At 70.4% G+C, this 15958-nt stretch carries 14 protein-coding genes and 1 tRNA gene; 9 read left to right on the top strand and 6 right to left on the bottom strand.

Features of this window, described 5'->3' with window-relative positions; all coding sequences use genetic code 11:
• Position 1: 1 nt before the first annotated feature.
• Genes EDD30_RS25795 through argS form a run of 3 tightly spaced genes read right to left on the bottom strand, consistent with a single transcriptional unit; the run spans position 2 to position 4365 of the window.
• Entirely contained in the window at positions 2-1315 is a 1314-nt protein-coding gene (locus EDD30_RS25795) for a homoserine dehydrogenase (protein WP_071809247.1), read from the bottom strand.
• Complete coding sequence (gene lysA, locus EDD30_RS25790) at positions 1312-2697, bottom strand: diaminopimelate decarboxylase (protein ID WP_071809245.1); 1386 nt, start codon at positions 2695-2697, stop codon at positions 1312-1314. Before lysA ends, EDD30_RS25795 begins: the two co-directional genes overlap by 4 nt.
• A 3-nt stretch (positions 2698-2700) precedes the next feature.
• Positions 2701-4365 carry an arginine--tRNA ligase gene (argS, locus tag EDD30_RS25785; protein ID WP_071809243.1) on the bottom strand — a complete coding sequence of 555 codons (1665 nt, stop codon included), beginning with the start codon at positions 4363-4365 and terminating at the stop codon, positions 2701-2703.
• Positions 4366-4461: 96 nt separating this feature from the next.
• Here argS and EDD30_RS25780 point away from each other — a divergent pair, with 96 nt between their 5' ends.
• From EDD30_RS25780 to EDD30_RS25770, 3 genes are all read left to right on the top strand, one after another.
• Positions 4462-5277 (top strand): thioredoxin-like domain-containing protein, encoded by an 816-nt coding sequence (locus EDD30_RS25780; RefSeq protein ID WP_071809241.1) that lies wholly within the window; start codon positions 4462-4464, stop codon positions 5275-5277.
• The gene (locus tag EDD30_RS25775) at positions 5277-5969 is read left to right on the top strand and encodes a DUF305 domain-containing protein (RefSeq protein ID WP_071809239.1); all 693 of its coding nucleotides are present in this window, start codon (positions 5277-5279) and stop codon (positions 5967-5969) included. Before EDD30_RS25780 ends, EDD30_RS25775 begins: the two co-directional genes overlap by 1 nt.
• 74 nt (positions 5970-6043) lie before the next feature.
• Positions 6044-6115: transfer RNA gene (locus tag EDD30_RS25770), tRNA-Arg, on the top strand.
• Positions 6116-6340: 225 nt separating this feature from the next.
• Here EDD30_RS25770 and EDD30_RS25765 read toward each other — a convergent pair.
• A complete protein-coding gene (locus tag EDD30_RS25765) occupies positions 6341-6988 on the bottom strand; it encodes a TetR/AcrR family transcriptional regulator (protein WP_071809237.1) in 648 nt (215 codons plus the stop codon).
• Positions 6989-7092: 104 nt separating this feature from the next.
• On the opposite strand from EDD30_RS25765, the gene EDD30_RS25760 reads away from it, so the two are divergent.
• Together EDD30_RS25760 and EDD30_RS25755 are read left to right on the top strand one after the other, a co-directional pair.
• Positions 7093-8574: an MFS transporter gene (locus tag EDD30_RS25760; RefSeq protein WP_071809235.1), complete on the top strand. Its 1482-nt coding sequence runs from the start codon at positions 7093-7095 to the stop codon at positions 8572-8574.
• Positions 8575-8640: 66 nt separating this feature from the next.
• Entirely contained in the window at positions 8641-9474 is an 834-nt protein-coding gene (locus EDD30_RS25755) for an SDR family oxidoreductase (RefSeq protein WP_071809234.1), read from the top strand.
• Here EDD30_RS25755 and EDD30_RS25750 read toward each other — a convergent pair.
• Positions 9464-9685 (bottom strand): hypothetical protein, encoded by a 222-nt coding sequence (locus EDD30_RS25750; RefSeq protein WP_143163007.1) that lies wholly within the window; start codon positions 9683-9685, stop codon positions 9464-9466. The genes EDD30_RS25755 and EDD30_RS25750 overlap by 11 nt on opposite strands.
• On the opposite strand from EDD30_RS25750, the gene EDD30_RS25745 reads away from it, so the two are divergent.
• The gene (locus tag EDD30_RS25745) at positions 9684-10070 is read left to right on the top strand and encodes a nuclear transport factor 2 family protein (RefSeq protein ID WP_071809230.1); all 387 of its coding nucleotides are present in this window, start codon (positions 9684-9686) and stop codon (positions 10068-10070) included. The genes EDD30_RS25750 and EDD30_RS25745 overlap by 2 nt on opposite strands.
• A 797-nt stretch (positions 10071-10867) precedes the next feature.
• A complete protein-coding gene (locus EDD30_RS25740; protein ID WP_084557594.1) occupies positions 10868-12430 on the top strand; it encodes a methyl-accepting chemotaxis protein in 1563 nt (520 codons plus the stop codon).
• A gap of 816 nt (positions 12431-13246) precedes the next feature.
• Here the strand turns inward: EDD30_RS25740 and ftrA are convergent.
• Entirely contained in the window at positions 13247-14254 is a 1008-nt protein-coding gene (ftrA, locus tag EDD30_RS25735) for a transcriptional regulator FtrA (protein WP_071809226.1), read from the bottom strand.
• Between the two features lie 71 nt (positions 14255-14325).
• Between ftrA and EDD30_RS25730 the strand changes: the two genes are divergently transcribed.
• Positions 14326-14781 (top strand): rhodanese-like domain-containing protein, encoded by a 456-nt coding sequence (locus EDD30_RS25730; protein ID WP_071809224.1) that lies wholly within the window; start codon positions 14326-14328, stop codon positions 14779-14781.
• Positions 14782-15013: 232 nt separating this feature from the next.
• Positions 15014-15898 (top strand): hypothetical protein, encoded by an 885-nt coding sequence (locus tag EDD30_RS25725; RefSeq protein ID WP_071809223.1) that lies wholly within the window; start codon positions 15014-15016, stop codon positions 15896-15898.
• Positions 15899-15958 lie beyond the last annotated feature (60 nt).

Here is a 15958-nt window from a genome sequence, read left to right as displayed (position 1 = left end):
GTCAGGCCCCTCCCTCGACGCGTAGCACGCTCGCGATCGACCGGACGATGTCGAGCGCGCGCAGATCCTCCACGGTGGCCGCCAGGTTCGCATCCGGCGCGCCGTGCGTGACGATGACGAGCATCGCGTCCTCGTCCCGGCCGGACTGCCGGACGGTCGCGATCGACACCTCGTGCCGGGCGAAGACGCCCGCGACCGTGGCCAGCACGCCCTGGCGGTCGGCCACCTCGAGGCTGACGTGATAGCGCGTCACGGCCTCGCCGATCGGCCGGATGGGCAGGTGGGCGTACGCGCTCTCGCTCGGCGCACGGGTGCCCGCCAGCCGGTTGCGGGCGGCCGCCACGACGTCGCCGAGCACGGCGCTGGCGGTGGGCGTACCCCCGGCTCCCCGGCCGTAGAACATGAGCTGCCCCGCGGCCTCGGCCTCGACGAAGACCGCGTTGAACGCGTCGCCCACGCTCGCCAGCGGGTGGCTGCGCGGAATCATCGCCGGGTGCACCCGCACGCTGACCGACTCCTGACCCGAGGAGTCCGCCCCGCGCTCGGCGAGGCAGAGCAGCTTGATGGTGCAGCCCATCTCCTTGGCGCTGGCCACGTCGGCCGCCGTCACGCCGGTCATGCCCTCGCGGAAGACGTCGGCGGCGGTCACCCGGGTGTGGAACGCCAGCGAGGCCAGGATGGCGGCCTTCGCGGCGGCGTCGAAGCCCTCGACGTCCGCGGTCGGGTCGGCCTCGGCATATCCCAGCTCGGTGGCCTCCTCCAGCGCCTCGCCGAAGCCGGCGCCGGTGGCGTCCATCGACGACAGGATGAAGTTGGTCGTGCCGTTGACGATGCCGGTGACGCGGGTGACCCGGTCCCCGTGCAGCGACTCACGCAGTGGGCGCAGCAGCGGGATCGCACCGGCCACCGACGCCTCGTAGTACAGGTCGGCGCCGCCCTCGGCGGCCGCGTCGTGCAGCGTCGCGCCGTCCTCGGCGAGCAGCGCCTTGTTGGCCGTCACCACGCTCTTGCCGCCGCGCAAGGCCTCGGTCAGCCAGGAGCGGGCGGGCTCGATGCCGCCGACGACCTCGATCACCACGTCGACGTCGTCGCGCTTGACCAGGCCCAGTGCGTCGGTGGTGAACAGCGCCGGGTCGACCGGCAGGTTGCCACGCTCACGGCCGAGCCGGCGCACCGCGATGCCGACGATCTCGAGCGGCGCCCCGATCCGGGCCGTCAGGTCATCGGCCTGGTCGTGCAGGAGCCGGACGACCTCACTGCCCACCGTGCCGCAGCCGAGCAGGGCCAGACGAACCGCAGGCTTGCCAGAACTCATCCCACATCCAATGCGAGCAGATCTTCTTCGGTCTCCCGGCGGACGATCACCCGTGAGACGCCGTCGCGGACGGCGACCACCGGCGGTCGGGGCACGTGGTTGTAGTTGCTGGCCATGCTCCGGCAGTACGCCCCCGTGCCGGGCACTGCAACAAGATCTCCGGGCTGCACGTCGGCGGGCAGGAATTCATCCTTCACGACGATGTCCCCGGATTCACAATGCTTTCCCACGACGCGGGCGAGCATGGGCGGCGCCTGCGAGGTCCGGCCGGCCACCGTGGCGGAGTACGAGGCGTCGTAGAGCGCGGTCCGGATGTTGTCGCTCATCCCGCCGTCGACGCTGACGTACGTGCGGATGCCGTCGACGTCCTTGACCGTGCCGACCTCGTACAGGGTGAAGACGGCCGGCCCCACGATGGCCCGGCCCGGCTCGATGGAAAGCCTGGGCGTCGCCAGCGAGGCGGCGGCACACTCGCCGGCAAGGATCTTGTTGATCCGCTTGGCCAACTCGCCGGGCGTCGAGGGGTCGTCCTGCGTCGTGTACGCGATGCCGAACCCGCCGCCGAGGTCCAGCTCGGGCAGCTCGACCCCGCGCGCGTCACGGATCTGCGCCTGCAGCTCGATCACCCGCCGGGTGGCGACCTCGAAACCGGAGGTGTCGAAGATCTGCGAGCCGATGTGCGAGTGCAGGCCGCGCAGATCGAGCACGCCCTCGTCGAGTACCCGGATCGCCGCCTCGAACGCGGCGCCGCCGGCCAGCGAGAAGCCGAACTTCTGGTCCTCGTGCGCGGTCGCGATGAACTCGTGGGTGTGCGCCTCGACGCCGACCGTCACCCGGATCAGCACGGCCGGGCGCCGGCCGGTCTCCCGGGCCAGGGCGGTGAGCCGCTCGATCTCGTGGAACGAGTCCAGGATGATCCGGCCGACCCCGGCCTCCAACGCGCGGCGCAGCTCGGACACCGACTTGTTGTTGCCGTGGAAGCCGATGCGCTCGGGCGGGAAGCCCACCGACAGCGCGACCGCCAGCTCGCCACCGGAGCAGACGTCGAGGAAGAGACCCTCCTCGTCGACCACCCTGACCACGGCCTTGCACAGGAACGACTTGCCCGCGTAGTAGACGTCCGCGCCGGCGAACGCGGCCGCGAAGTCGCGGCAGCGCGCCCGCAGGTCGGCCTCGTCGAGCAGGTACGCCGGGGTGCCGTGCTCCGCCGCCAGGTCGAGCACGCTCACGCCGCCGACCTCCAGGGCGCCTACTTCCGTACGGCTGACCGTGCGCGGCCACAACTGCGGCACCAGCGCGTTCACGTCCTCGGGGGTACGCAGCCACGCCGGTCCTCGGTTGCCGAGGTCACCGTGCAGCGCCCCTGCCTCGTGTGCCCGCATGATCTACATCCTCTCGGGGGCGGAGACGCCCAGCAGTCCCAATCCGTTGGCGATCACCGTTCGGGTGGCGTCGTTCAGCCACAGGCGAGCCCGGTGGAGGTCGGTGATGGCCTCGTCGCCCATCGGTGTGACCCGGCACTTGTCGAAGAACCGGTGGTAGTCGCCGGCGAGGTCCTCGAGGTACCGGGCGACCCGGTGCGGCTCGCGCAGCTCGGCGGCGCTGCCGACCACCGCCGGATACTCGCCGATCGCCTTGAGGAGGTCGTTCTCCTTCTCGTGCACGAGCAGCTCGGGCCGGAAGTCGTCCGGCTCGCCGCGAGTCAGCCCGACCGCCGCCGCCTGGCGGGCGACGCTCGCGGACCGCGCGGCGACATATTGGACGTAGTAGACCGGGTTGTCGCTCTTGGCCCGGGTCCACAGGTCGATGTCGATGTCGATCTGCGAGTCGGACGAGTAGCGCGCGAGGGCGTACCGCGAAGCGTCCACGCCGAGCGCGTCGACGAAGTCCTCCAGGGTCACCACCGTGCCGGCGCGCTTGCTCATCCGCACCGGCTCACCCTCGCGGACCAGGTTGACGAGCTGGCCGATGAGGATCTCCAGGTTGGCCGCGGGGTCGTCGCCGAAGCAGGCCACCATCGCCTTCATCCGGCCGATGTAGCCGTGGTGGTCGGCCCCCAGCATGATGACGACCTTCTCGAAGCCGCGCTTGCGCTTGTCGAGGTAGTAGGCGCAGTCGGCGGCGAAATACGTCCAGTCCCCGTCGGACTTGCGCAGCACCCGGTCCTTGTCGTCGCCGAAGTCGGTCGTGCGCAGCCAGGTCGCGCCGTCGGACTCGTACACGTGGCCCTGCTCGCGCAGCCGGTCGAGCGCTTCCTGCAGCTCGCCGCGGTCGTGCAGGTCCTTCTCGTTGAAGTACGTGTCGAAGTGCACGCCGAAGTCGGCCAGCGACTGCTTGATCTCGGCGAACATGAGGGTGACGCCCTCGACCCGGAACGTCTCGAGCGCCTCGGCCTCGGGCTGCTCCAGCACATCCGGCGCCGCGCCCACGACGGCCGCGGCGATCTCGGCGATGTACTCCCCGCCGTAGCCGTCCTCCGGCGTCGGCAGCCCCTTGGCGGCCGCGTACAGCGACTTGGCGAACCGGTCGATCTGGGAGCCGGCGTCGTTGAAGTAATACTCCGTGCCGACCTTGGCACCGGCGGCACGCAGCAGCCGCGCCAGCGCGTCGCCGACCGCGGCCCACCGCACCCCCCCGATGTGCACGGGACCGGTGGGGTTGGCGGAGACGAACTCCAGGTTGATGTTCTGACCGGCGAGGCGGTCGGTGTGTCCGTACTCGTGCCCCGCCAGCACCACGTTGCGCGCCAGCACCCCCGCCGCCGCGGCGTCGAGCCGGATGTTGAGGAAGCCCGGACCGGCGATCTCCACCGACTTGATCCCGGGAAGGCTGCTCAACTCCTCAGCCAGCGCGGAAGCCAGCTCACGCGGCGCCACACCGGCCTTCTTGCCGAGCTGCATCGCCATCGTCGAGGCATAGTCGCCGTGCTCGGGATTCCGGGGTCGTTCCACCGTCGTCGACTCCGGCAACAGGGAGACGTCGAGGCCACGGGTGACGAATACGGCACGCGTAGCTGTGAGAACGGTGGCAGCGAGGTCAGCGGGAGTCACTGAGCCATGCTATCCGGGTAGACTTTGGCGCCCGGCGGCGTACCGGTGCCTGCGCGTAGGCCCGGCCCGACCAACTTCACGAATTGACGAGGCACGATGAGTATGAGCACACCGGGGCCCGAGCGGGTCCCGTCCACCGTGAAGGTCGACAAGACGTCGGGACAGGGCAAGCCGCCCGCGGGCGGCGCCAAGCCCGGCGGCGCCAAATCCGGTGGCACCAAGCCCGGTGGCGGCAAGGGCAAGGGCGCCAAAGGCAAGCCGATCACGCCGGTCAAGGTCAGCGGCGGGCGCAACTGGGGCCCGATCGCGGTGGCGGCCGTCGTCGTGCTGATCGCCGCCGGCATCATCGGGTACGGCGTGTTCGCCTCGATCAAGGGCGGCGGCTCCTGGGAAGACCGCGCCGCCGAGATCGAGGGCATCGTCAACTACCGGGAGCAGAAGAACCCGGCGATCGACTCCCAGGAACACAAGGACGGCCCGCTCACGTACGTGACCAACCCGCCGGTGGGCGGCGCGCACAACTCCTCCTGGCAGAACTGCATGGGCGACGTCTACCCGGAGCCCATCGCGAACGAGCACGCGGTGCACAGCCTCGAGCACGGCGCCGTCTGGGTGACGTACAAGCAGGGCCTCGGCGCCGACCAGGTCGCCAAGCTGCAGAACCGGGTCGAGGGCAAGGACTACATGCTCATGAGCCCGGTCGCCAACCTCGACAAGAACGTCTCGCTCCAGGCCTGGGGCTACCAGCTCAAGGTCGACAACGCCGACGACGACCGCATCGACCAGTTCATCAAGGACCTGCGTCTGAACGCGACGAAGGAGCCCAACGCGGCCTGCTCCAGCGGCAACACCACGACGGGGCCGGTCGCGGCCACCGCCCCCGGCGCCGGCATGGGCCAGCAGGGCAGTTGATGACCGTCTCCACGGACTCGGACTCGGACCCGGACCCGGACGCGGCGGCCTCGGCCGCCGCCCGGGCCGGCGAACCCACCCGGACCGGTGCCCACCGGTTCGGCGTGGGCTGGCTGGCACTCGTCCTGACCTTCGGCCTCCTGGTGGGCGCGGGCGCCGGCTTCCTCGGCCCCCGCCTGCTGGGCACCCCCAAGGACGACTCCGCCGAGGCCGGCTTCCTGCGCGACATGAGCACCCACCACGCCCAGGCCGTCGAGATGTCGATGATCGCCCACGCCAACTCGGCCGACGCCCAGGTCGTCACCCTCTCGGGTGACATCGCCCTGACCCAGCACGGCCAGATCAGCACGATGCTGGCCTGGCTACGCGAGTGGAATCTCAGCCCCACGGGCTCCCAGCCCGCGATGGCCTGGATGCCGGGAGCGGAGGGCTCCGTCCGCAACGGCCTGATGCCCGGCATGGCGACCCCGGACCAGCTCGCCACCCTGCGCAAGGCCACCGGCAAGGACCTCGACATCCAGTACCTGACGCTCATGCGCCAACACCACCTGGGCGGCATCCACATGGCCCAGGGCGTCCTCGAGCTCTCCGACGAGGAGAAGGTGACCGGCCTCGCCCAGACGATGGTGAACGGCCAGCAGAGCGAGATCAATCTGATCGACACCATGCTGAAGCGGATCCAGCAGGGCTGAAACCGGCAGACCCGACCCGCCGAGGAACCGGTTGGCGAGGCTTCGGGACGGCCTGCTAGAGTTTCACCCGCTGAGCCCCCGTAGCTCAGGGGATAGAGCGTCGCCCTCCGGAGGCGAAAGCGCAGGTTCGAATCCTGCCGGGGGCACGTCACAGAACTGTGCACTTCCATCGGGCACGTTGGTCATCGAAGCCACGTATCCCATGGCACCGCCGCGCATCGAGCGGCGATAAGCGTCCACGAGCCCGACGGCTACCGCCGTCGGGCTCGTTCGCTATCCCCATCACGAGGCTGTTCGAGCTATTCGCAAAGCCCAGTCTTCACAGGCGGCGACGACGCGTGGGGGCGGCATGCCAGCGCTGGCACAGGTGATCATCCGTTCGACGTCATGATCGCGTGGGTTTGCTCGGTGCTGAGCGCCTCGACGGGCAGGGCGCTCAGTGGGCCGCGGTCGGCGCGGAGGCCGTCGAGGAAGATCGTCAGGTAGCGGCGGTAGAGCGCGGGCGCAGTGTCGCGGGTGCGGTCCATGAGGGCGGTCAGCGCGAGTTGGATGAAGATCGCGTCGGTGCCTTCGACGTCGGGCCGTAGGGCGCCTTGGTCCTTGGCGCGCTCGACGATGGCGATGACGAGCGGTGCCACCCGTTCCCGGGCCTGGGTGATGCGGTGCTGCCCTAGCTGGGGGTTGTTGAGGACCTCCTGGAGCCCCCGGTCCTCAGCCTGCATCCGCAGAGACCCTTCCAGGAACGTGGTCAGCCCTCGCCAGGCATCGGGGTCGCGCAGGGATTCGTCGGCCAGGACGCCCACCTGGTCGAGGCGCTGCTCGAAGAGGGCGTCGATGACCTCTTCCTTGTTGGCGAAGCGCCGGTAGGCGGTGCCGACGCCGACGCCGGCGTGGTGGGCGATGTCGTTGAGGGTCACGTCGAGCCCGCGCCGGGCGAACAGCTCCTGGGCGGCGGCGAGTAGCCGCTGGCGGTTGACCTCGGCGTCGCGGCGCAGCGGGCGGTCTGTGGCGTCCTTCACCCGACCAGCCTAGCAAAAGCGGATTAGGCGTATCCGCTTGCGTGTTACGGTCTACGAGTAAGCGGATATCAGGCATCCGCTTCTAGTGGTGAGGACACCTCCGCATGACCTCGACATCACACACCGGCCGGGACCACCGCTGGCTGATCCTGGCCGTTCTCGGCCTGGCTCAGCTCATGGTGGTTCTCGACGTCACGGTCGTGAACATCGCGCTGCCGTCGGCGCAGGAGGCGCTGGGCTTCTCCGACGCCGACCGGCAGTGGCTGGTCACGGCCTACACCCTCGCGTTCGGCGGTCTGCTGCTGCTCGCCGGGCGCATCGGTGACCTGCTGGGCCGCAAGCGGATCTTCATCGTCGGGCTGGTCGGCTTCGCGCTCGCCTCCGCGCTGGGCGGCGCGGCGCAGTCCCTCGGGCTCCTGATCGCCGCGCGGGCGCTGCAGGGCGTCTTCGGTGCGCTGCTGGCGCCGGCGGCGTTGTCGCTGCTGACCACGACCTTTACCGACCCCACCGAGCGCGGCAAGGCGTTCGGGATCTTCGGCGCCATCGGCGTCGGTGGCGGTGCCGTCGGGCTGCTGCTCGGCGGGGCGCTGACCGAGTACCTCTCCTGGCGGTGGTGCATGTACATCAACATCCCGATCGCCCTGGTGGCCGCCGCCGGTGCGGTGCCGCTGCTGTCCGACCAGGCGCGCACCGCCAGGGTCGCCCTGGACCTGCCGGGCACGCTGACCGCGACGCTGGGCCTGGTGGCGCTGGTCTACGGCTTCGCGCAGGCCGAGGCCGACGGGTGGGGCGCAACCTCCACCCTGGGCTTCATCGCCCTCGGCGTGGTGCTGCTGGCCGCGTTCGTCGGGGTGCAGCGCCGCGCGGCTCACCCGCTGCTGCCGCTGCGCATCGTGCTGGACCGGGCTCGCGGCGGCGCGTTCCTCGCCTTGGCGGTCAACACCGCCGCCCTGCTGTCGGTGTTCCTGTTCCTGACCTACTACCTGCAGCAGAACCTCGGCCTGTCCCCCGTCATGACCGGCCTGGCGTTCCTGCCCTCGCCGATCGCCACCGCGCTCGGCGCCACCCAGGGCGCCACCCGGCTGGCACGCCGCTTCGGCGCCCGCCTGGTCATCCCCGGCGGCATGGCGCTCGCCGCCCTCGGCATGGTCCTGCTCGCCCAGCTCGACACCCAGTCGACCTACCCGCTCAGCGTGCTGCCCGGCCTGGTGCTGATGTCCTTCGGGCTCGGCTGCGTCACCGGCCTGGCGATGGGCACCGCGACCGCCGGCGTCGAGCCGACCCACGCCGGCGCCGCCGGCGCCGCGGTCAACGCCATGCAGCAGGTCGGCGGCTCGCTCGGCACCGCACTGCTGAGCACCCTGGCCGTCAGCGCCACCGCCGACGCCCTGACCGGCACCGCCCAGACGCCGCAGCTCCTGACGGAGGCGAGCGTCCACGGCTACACCACCGCGTTCTGGGTATCGGCCGCGCTGCTCACCCTCGGCGCAGCCGTCAGCGCCGCCCTCCTGCACGGCGCGCAGCCGCACGGCCCGGTCGGCGAAACGGACAGCGCCGCACCTGCCGAGCCGGCCCTGACGCACTGACGCACCACCGGGGCGACCTGCCCGGTTAATCCTCGGAACCCTCTCGACTAGGCAAAGGTTGAAGCAATGAACACGAAGATCGTCGTAGTGATCGGTGCCGGCGGCATTGGCCAGGCCATCGCCCGCCGCCAGGGCTCCGGCCACACCGTCCTGCTCGCCGACCTCAATCCGACCACGCTCGCCGCCGCCGCCGAGGCTCTCGAAGCGGCCGGTCACACCGTGGCGACCCACCCCGTCGACGTCGCCTCCCGCGACTCGGTGCGCACGCTCGCGCAGGCCGCCGCACAGCTCGGCGACGTCGTCAACGTCGTGCACACCGCCGGACTCTCCCCGGTGCAGGCGTCGCCGGAGGCGATCCTGGCCGTCGACCTCGTCGGCGTCGCCATCGTCCTCGACGAGTTCCGCCACGTCGTCGCCCCAGGCGGCAGCGCGCTCGTCGTGTCCAGCATGGCAGGGCACATGCGCGCCCTGGCACCGCTCACCGCCGAGCAGGAACACGCCCTCGCGTACACGCCGACCGACGAGCTGCTAGCCCTGCCGTTCCTCAGCCCGGACGCCGTCACCGACTCCGGCGCCGCGTACGCGCTGTCCAAGCGGGCCAACCACCTGCGCGTGCAGGCCACCGCCGTCACCTGGGGCGAACGCGGCGCCCGGGTCAACTCGATCAGCCCCGGCATCATCCTCACCCCCCTCGCCAAAGAGGAGATGTCCGGTCCCGGCGCCGCCGGCTACCAAGCCATGATCAAAAACTCCGCAGCCGGCCGGGTCGGCACCACCGACGAGGTCGCCACCGCCGCCGCCTACCTCCTGGAGGCCGGCTTCGTCACCGGCAGCGACCTGCTCATCGACGGCGGCGTCATCGCCGCCATGAACGCCGGGCGCCTCGGACTCAGCCAGTGAGCCCCACCAACGCCGACGGCCCACCACCACTCACCTCGACCACGCCGACAAGCCCCAGACCAGGACGCAGCCGCTTAGGCATCGCCGTCGCCGCGCTCGGCATCGTGGCCGCCGTGATCGTGGCGGTGAAGGTGGCCGACACACCCTCGGGCCGGGATGCGCGGTCGTCGTCGCCTGCTCCCGCATCCACCGACAGGAGAGAAGCGACCATGCCGACCACGTCAGGCGACGACCAGGCGAGATCCGCCATCCTCGCCAACTACCGCAGCCAGCACCGCGCCATGATCGAAGGACGCACGGACGTGCTGGACGACCTCCTCACCGATCAGTTCACCGCCACCCACATCACCGGCTACCAGCAGCCCAAGGCCGAATGGCTGGCACAGATCCGCTCCGGCGACTTCACCTACCACGACATCGAGGAGAAGAACGTCTCCATCAGCGTGGACGGCAACACCGCCACCCTCGTCGGCCGAGCCGCCGTCACCGTGACGATCGGCGGCTCCAAGGGCACCTGGAACCTCGAATCCACCATGGAGTACGTCCAGCAAGACGGGAAGTGGAAGGTCGCCCGCTCACGCTCCCGCACATCCTGAGTCGACGGCCGGCGCACCCGGCCGCCGGCGTGGTGCCACGAAGGGACGACGCCGCCGCGCAGAACAACAGCTGTCCGGCTCCACTTCCAGCAGTTGATCGACTGCTGGTCCGCGCGGTCGTCTCCGGCCACGGCCCCAGAGGCGCCGCCAGCGCGCCGCACTCTGCCGAACGTCGGGATCGGAGCGCGACAAGGCACCAACCTGCGCAACCGATCGACGGTGCTTCACCCACCAGAGCGGCATGAAGATGCAGCTCAGAAGGCCGAGGTCACAGGCCCGAGTGCGCAGGTGAGTCTCCAGCCGGGGGCACCACAAACAACTGCGACACTTCTAGCCGCGTGCTGGTCGTGGCCGCCACCCTCCCTCTGCCTGCGCCGCCGCGCCACAACTGGGGCGCCGGGCGAACTTAGATGACAGTCGCCTTTGTCCGGGCGCCCCGTTCGGTGGGCGCTCGCGCGAAGGTCGCCCCGTCGGTCCGCTCCGTGAGCCGGGATGGCTACGGGCGACACTTGGCGCCGACACTCAGGGCGGCAATCAGCGGGAACGTGCGCCATGTACCGGGCCAAGCAGCGCTCCAAGCTGGGCGGCACCGGCGGGTACGAGCTCCACCAGCCGGCGGTGCCGACACAGTAGGCCACGGCCGCACCCGCATCGCCGTCCGACGATCACCATTAGGTGGGAAAGGCTCATTACCTTCAGGTCTGCTCCCGGAAAGCCGATTAGCTCACTGTAGCCCTTCCGAATGAGGTGTGATCGTGGCCGTGGTGACGGGTCGGGGGCCACTCGGCTCCTTGCGAGTGCGTCCGAAGATCATCTTGGTGGTCGTGATCGCCCTGCTCAGCACCGTCGTGGCCGGCGTGTCCGGCATGGAACAGATGAGCGATCTGCGCACCAAGGTCAACGAGATCAATTCACAGAGCGTCGCCGGCCTGTCCCGGGCCGCCACACTGCGTCAGGCGCTGTCGCGGGTCGTGACCCTCGGCTCCGCATCCCGGCTGGAACGCGACCCGCAGAAGCTGAAGCATCTGGCCGACGCGTACCCCGTCGCGATGAAGTCGCTCGCCGACAGCTTCCAGGCCTACCAGGCGCTCGACCGCGACGACGCAAACTGGCGCCGATCCGTGGACGGGTTCGGCACGGCGATGCAGCGGTTCATGACGCTCTCCGTCGAGACACGGCAGAAGCACGCCCCGGGCAGCCCCGCGGCCCAGGGCGCGCTCGCCGAGATCATGGTGCTGCTGGAGACGCTCGACACGACGCTGGCGACCCTGTCGGAGCACGAGAGCGTCGCGGCCGACAAGTTGGCCGACGAGGCGACCAACACCTACGAGCAGGGCGTGCTCACCCTGGCCCTGACCATCGCCGCCGGCCTGCTGGTCGCACTCGGCCTCGCCGTGCGGGTCGCCGCCGGCATCATTCGGCCGCTGCGCCAGGTCCGCGCCGTTGTCGCCGCGCTGGCCGAGGGCGATCTCACCCGTCGGGCCGAGGTCCGCTCCGGCGACGAGATCGGTGAGATGGCCGCCGGCCTCAACACCGCGATGGACCGGATGAGCGGCGCGCTGCGCACACTGACCACCAACGCCGACGGCCTCGCTCAGAACGCCGACCGGCTCACCGCTACCGGCAACGAGATCACCGCGCAGGCCGGTGAGGCGTCGCGCCAGGCCGACGTCGTGACCCAGACCGCCGAACAGGTCTCCCGCAACGTCAACACGGTCGCAGCCGGCGCCACCGAGATGGGCGCCTCGATCGAGGAGATCTCACGCAACACCCAGCAGGGCGCCGAGGTCGCGGCCGAGGCGGTCCAGGCGGCCCGGTCGACCAGCGAGCTGATGGCCAAGCTCGGCGAGTCGTCGGCAGAGATCGGCAACGTGGTCAAGGTGATCACCGCGATCGCCGAACAGACCAACCTGCTGGCCCTCAACGCCACCATCGAGGCGGCCCGGGCCGGTGACGCCGGCAAGGGCTTCGCGGTCGTCGCTGGCGAGGTGAAGGACCTGGCCCAGGAGACCGCCCGCGCCACCGAGGACATCTCCCGGCGAGTGTTGGCGATCCAGGAGGACACCACCAACGCCGCTGCGGCGATCACGGCGATCGGCACTGTCATCGGTCGGATCAACGAGTACCAGACCGTGGTGGCCTCCGCCGTCGAGGAGCAGAGCGCCACGACCAACGAGATGAACCGCAGCGTCACGGATGCCGCCTCCGGTACCACCGAGATCGCCGACAACATCTCCGCGGTGGCCGCGGCGGCCCAGCGCACCACCCAGTGCGCCGTCGACAACGAAGAGGCCGCCGGGGGTCTGGCCCGCATGTCGAGCGAACTGAAGCAACTGGTCTCGACGTTCCGCCTGGGCTGACTGGGCTGACTCGTTTCCACGGACACGGTCGATGTGTTGGTCTTCAGGCTACTTTGAGGACGGGAGCGGCCTGTCGTTGATGCCGGCTTCGTAGGCGGCGGGGCTGCGGTAGCCGAGATAAGCGACGTCTCGCAACCCGGTGACGGTCCGCTTCGGCGGCGTGCGCTCGCGGCCTTTGCGTGAAGCGCCCGTGCTCGCCGCAGAGGATGACGACCGGCACGTGGGCTGGCTGGTAGCACACCAGGTCGTAGCCGTACCGGTTCGTGTCCTTCGGACATGTACTTTCTCGCTGCCTCGGCGCAGTGGGGCGCTGGCCTTGCTCCAGGGTCACGCGGACGCTGCCCCGCGCGGAGCGGTAGAGGTTGACCTCTAGCCCTGGCCCTGGCCCTGGCCCTGGCCCTGGCCCTGGCCCTGGCCCTGGCCCGGCATCTAGCCGCTGGCCCGGCATCTAGCCGCTGGCACGGCGTCCCCGCATGGGAGCAGAAGTGGAGCGAAGCGGGGAGCGGATGCGCGGTGGGGTGCGGTCGGCTTCTGTCATCGTCGGCGGTTGCAGTCCCGGTGACCTGGTGGAACACCTGAGGCCAAGTCTTCAAGTTGCCGATGACCTTGGTTATGGTCGCGGGGTCGGGGGTTCGATCGAAGCCAGCTATCCCATGGCTCCGTCGCGCATCAGGCGACGGTAATCGTTGAAGCGTCCGACGACAGATGCCGTCGGACGCTTCGCTGTTCCGGGGCTTGTCGCGAGGTGCGGCTCGCCTCGCTGCCCGACGCTGGAGACTGCGGTCACGTTCGACAAGTCGCCGGACGGGCCGGGCGTCAGAGGGCGCTCGACAACGGTTGCCGATCGGCTGGTTCGCCGGTCCGAAACGCCCGCCGGTACGCCGACGGCGCGGTCCGCATGGTGTGGCCGAAGTGATGGCGATAGGTGACGGCGCTGTCGAAGCCCACGGACCTGGCGATCTTCTCGATCGGGGTCGTGGTGGTCTCGAGCAGCGCAAGGCTGGCCTGGATCCGCTGGTTGATCAGCCATCTGATCGGAGTGGTGCCGGTGGCCCGGGCGAAGTGCCGCAGGTAGGTGCGGGCCGACATGTACGCCCTGTCGGCGAGGGTGTCGACGGTGATGGCGTCGGCCAGGTGTGCCAGTGCCCACGCCATGCTCGCAGCGATGCGGTCGTCGGCCGGGTCGGCGGTCATCGGCGCCTCGATGAACTGGGCCTGGCCGCCGTCGCGGTGGGGTGGTATCACCAGGCGCCGGGCGACCGCGTTGGCGATCGCTGCGCCGTGGTCGCGACGGACGACGTGCAGGCACAGATCGAGCCCGGCGGCGCTGCCTGCGCTCGTGAACACGGTCTCGTCGTCGATGTACAGCACGTCCGGGTCCAGCGCGACGTCCGGGTAGCGGCGACGGAACCGCTCGGCGTAGCGCCAGTGCGTGGTGGCGCGCCGTCCCTCGAGGAGCCCCGCACCGGCGAGAGCGAAGGCACCCGAGCAGATCGACATGATTCGGGCGCCCCGGTGGTGCGCCTGGCGCAGCGCGGCGACCAGCGCCGGTGACGGGTCGACGGACACGTCGGAGACGCCCGGCACGATGACCGTGTCGGCCGTGGCGAACGCCTCCAACCCGTGTGGCGTGTGCAGGCTCGCCCCGCCGATGACCGGCACCGCACCCGGCTCCTCGGCGCAGATCGTGAGCTCGTACCACGGGACGTCGAACTCGGGGCGCGGCAGGCCGAAGACCTCGGTGACAATGCCGATCTCGAAGGCCGACATCCCCTCGTAGGCGAGCACCGACACCGCGGGCCCGCGTCGACGGACCGCAAGCATGGCGGGATCTTAGCGGACCGGGGCGTCGACGCCACTGTCCTGTGTCGAGCCGCCGCCCGAGGATCGTTCCCATGTCGAATGTCCTTGCCACCCCGCCCGCGTCCGCCGAACAGGCCGCCGCTCACTTCGCCGCCCGACTGCGCTTCGAGACCGATGTCAGCGACGTCCACGCCGACCTCGAGGCCCGCGTGGACGGCCTCGTCGTGGTGGACGCCCGCGGCGCCGCCGCCTGGCAGCGCGGCCACCTGCCCGGCGCCGTGCACCTGCCGACAGCCGAGATCCCGGCGCGCGCCACACAGGTCGTCCCCATCGGCGGTACGGTCGTGATCACGTACTGCTGGGGCCCGGGCTGCAACGGCGCCACCCGGGCCGCCCTCGCCTTCGCCACGCTCGGATACCGGGTCAAGGAGATGCTCGGCGGCTACGAGTACTGGGTCCGCGAGGGATTTCCGATCGGCACGCCCGACGGCATCCACCGCCGTCCGGTGGACGACCTCACCGCCGTCGGGATCTCATGTGACTGCTGAGACGACGCTCCGGGCCACGTCGGCGGACCTGACGGTGCTGGTTGGGTCACTTCCGTTTCGGCCCGGCGGCCGTGGGATTCGGCGACTGCGGTGGACGGCTGGCAACGGCGGTGGCGGCAAGGTGGTGTGCAAGTCAACAACGCTCCGCGTCGATGTTCCGTGGATCTTGGCAGACTGTAGGCTCCTCGCCCGTGGACGCCGGGTCCACGACGGGCACACATGGGGGAACACTGTGAACACCAAAATTCGCCGCGGCGTGCTCGCCGCGACCGTCGCCATCGGCGTCACGCTCGCCGGTGCGTCGGCAGCCGATGCGAACAGCGCCGCGGCCACGCTCAGCGGCGCCGCCACCGGCCTGGTCTACGGGCAGCCTGACGTGAGCGGCACCCGGAGCGGTACGAACACCCTCACGCTCACCAACAACGGCACCGGGACGATCCAGTTCCCGATGCTGACCTTCCCGGCGAACGGCCGCGACACCCTGCTCCAGGACGTGGACTGCGAGTACATGAGCGGCAGCTCGACGCGGACCACGTGCATCGTCGACCCGCTGGCCGGGGGCGAGTCCCGCACCATGACCCTGCCGTGGCAGACCCGCGCGTCCGGCCCGGCGGGCACCGCCGAGGTGCGCATCGAGCAGGCCGTCGACAGCGACGGTACGCCGGTCGCCGGCACCGCGAGCACCCTGTCTTTCAAGGTCGGCTTCGAGCGGCTCACCGGCACGTTCTCGATCACCGCGACGCCCCTGACCTACGGCGAGCGCGACCGGTACGGGATCCGGCACGGGTACACGAACGTCACGATCACTAACCTGAGCAGCCAGACCGTGCAGTTCCCGCTGGTCACCTTCCCGGCGAGCAGCGGTGATGCCTCCTACATGGCGTGGAAGGGATGCACGGAGACGATTCAGCACGTCGAGGACATCGTCTGCGTCGAGCGGCCCCTGGCGCCCGGGCAGAAGCGCACCGCCAAGTTCTGGTTCCACACCGTCGGCCCGGTCTCGGAGTTCGACGCCTCGGTGCGGGTCGACGCTGGCGCGGACGCGTCTGGCGCGGTCGTCGACGCCACCGCGGCAGGCACGACCTACCGCGTCACCTCGCCGGGCGACGCCAACTGAAACGAACGGGAAGGGCCACCGGCATTCGCCCGGTGGCCTTTCGCCATACCCGCCGCAAAT

The organism is Couchioplanes caeruleus (assembly GCF_003751945.1).
Taxonomy (GTDB): domain Bacteria; phylum Actinomycetota; class Actinomycetes; order Mycobacteriales; family Micromonosporaceae; genus Actinoplanes; species Actinoplanes caeruleus.
This window is presented reverse-complemented; position numbering and strand designations above follow the sequence as displayed.

Excerpts from the sequence above, each read along its gene's own strand:
- EDD30_RS25760 (WP_071809235.1), top strand. The coding sequence starts at position 7,093 with ATGACCTCGACATCACACACCGGCCGGGACCACCGCTGGCTGATCCTG.
- ftrA (WP_071809226.1), bottom strand. The coding sequence starts at position 14,254 with ATGCTTGCGGTCCGTCGACGCGGGCCCGCGGTGTCGGTGCTCGCCTAC.
- lysA (WP_071809245.1), bottom strand. The coding sequence starts at position 2,697 with ATGCGGGCACACGAGGCAGGGGCGCTGCACGGTGACCTCGGCAACCGA.
- EDD30_RS25750 (WP_143163007.1), bottom strand. The coding sequence starts at position 9,685 with ATGGTCGCTTCTCTCCTGTCGGTGGATGCGGGAGCAGGCGACGACGAC.
- EDD30_RS25745 (WP_071809230.1), top strand. The coding sequence starts at position 9,684 with ATGCCGACCACGTCAGGCGACGACCAGGCGAGATCCGCCATCCTCGCC.
- EDD30_RS25730 (WP_071809224.1), top strand. The coding sequence starts at position 14,326 with ATGTCGAATGTCCTTGCCACCCCGCCCGCGTCCGCCGAACAGGCCGCC.
- EDD30_RS25780 (WP_071809241.1), top strand. The coding sequence starts at position 4,462 with ATGAGTATGAGCACACCGGGGCCCGAGCGGGTCCCGTCCACCGTGAAG.
- EDD30_RS25755 (WP_071809234.1), top strand. The coding sequence starts at position 8,641 with ATGAACACGAAGATCGTCGTAGTGATCGGTGCCGGCGGCATTGGCCAG.
- EDD30_RS25775 (WP_071809239.1), top strand. The coding sequence starts at position 5,277 with ATGACCGTCTCCACGGACTCGGACTCGGACCCGGACCCGGACGCGGCG.
- EDD30_RS25795 (WP_071809247.1), bottom strand. The coding sequence starts at position 1,315 with ATGAGTTCTGGCAAGCCTGCGGTTCGTCTGGCCCTGCTCGGCTGCGGC.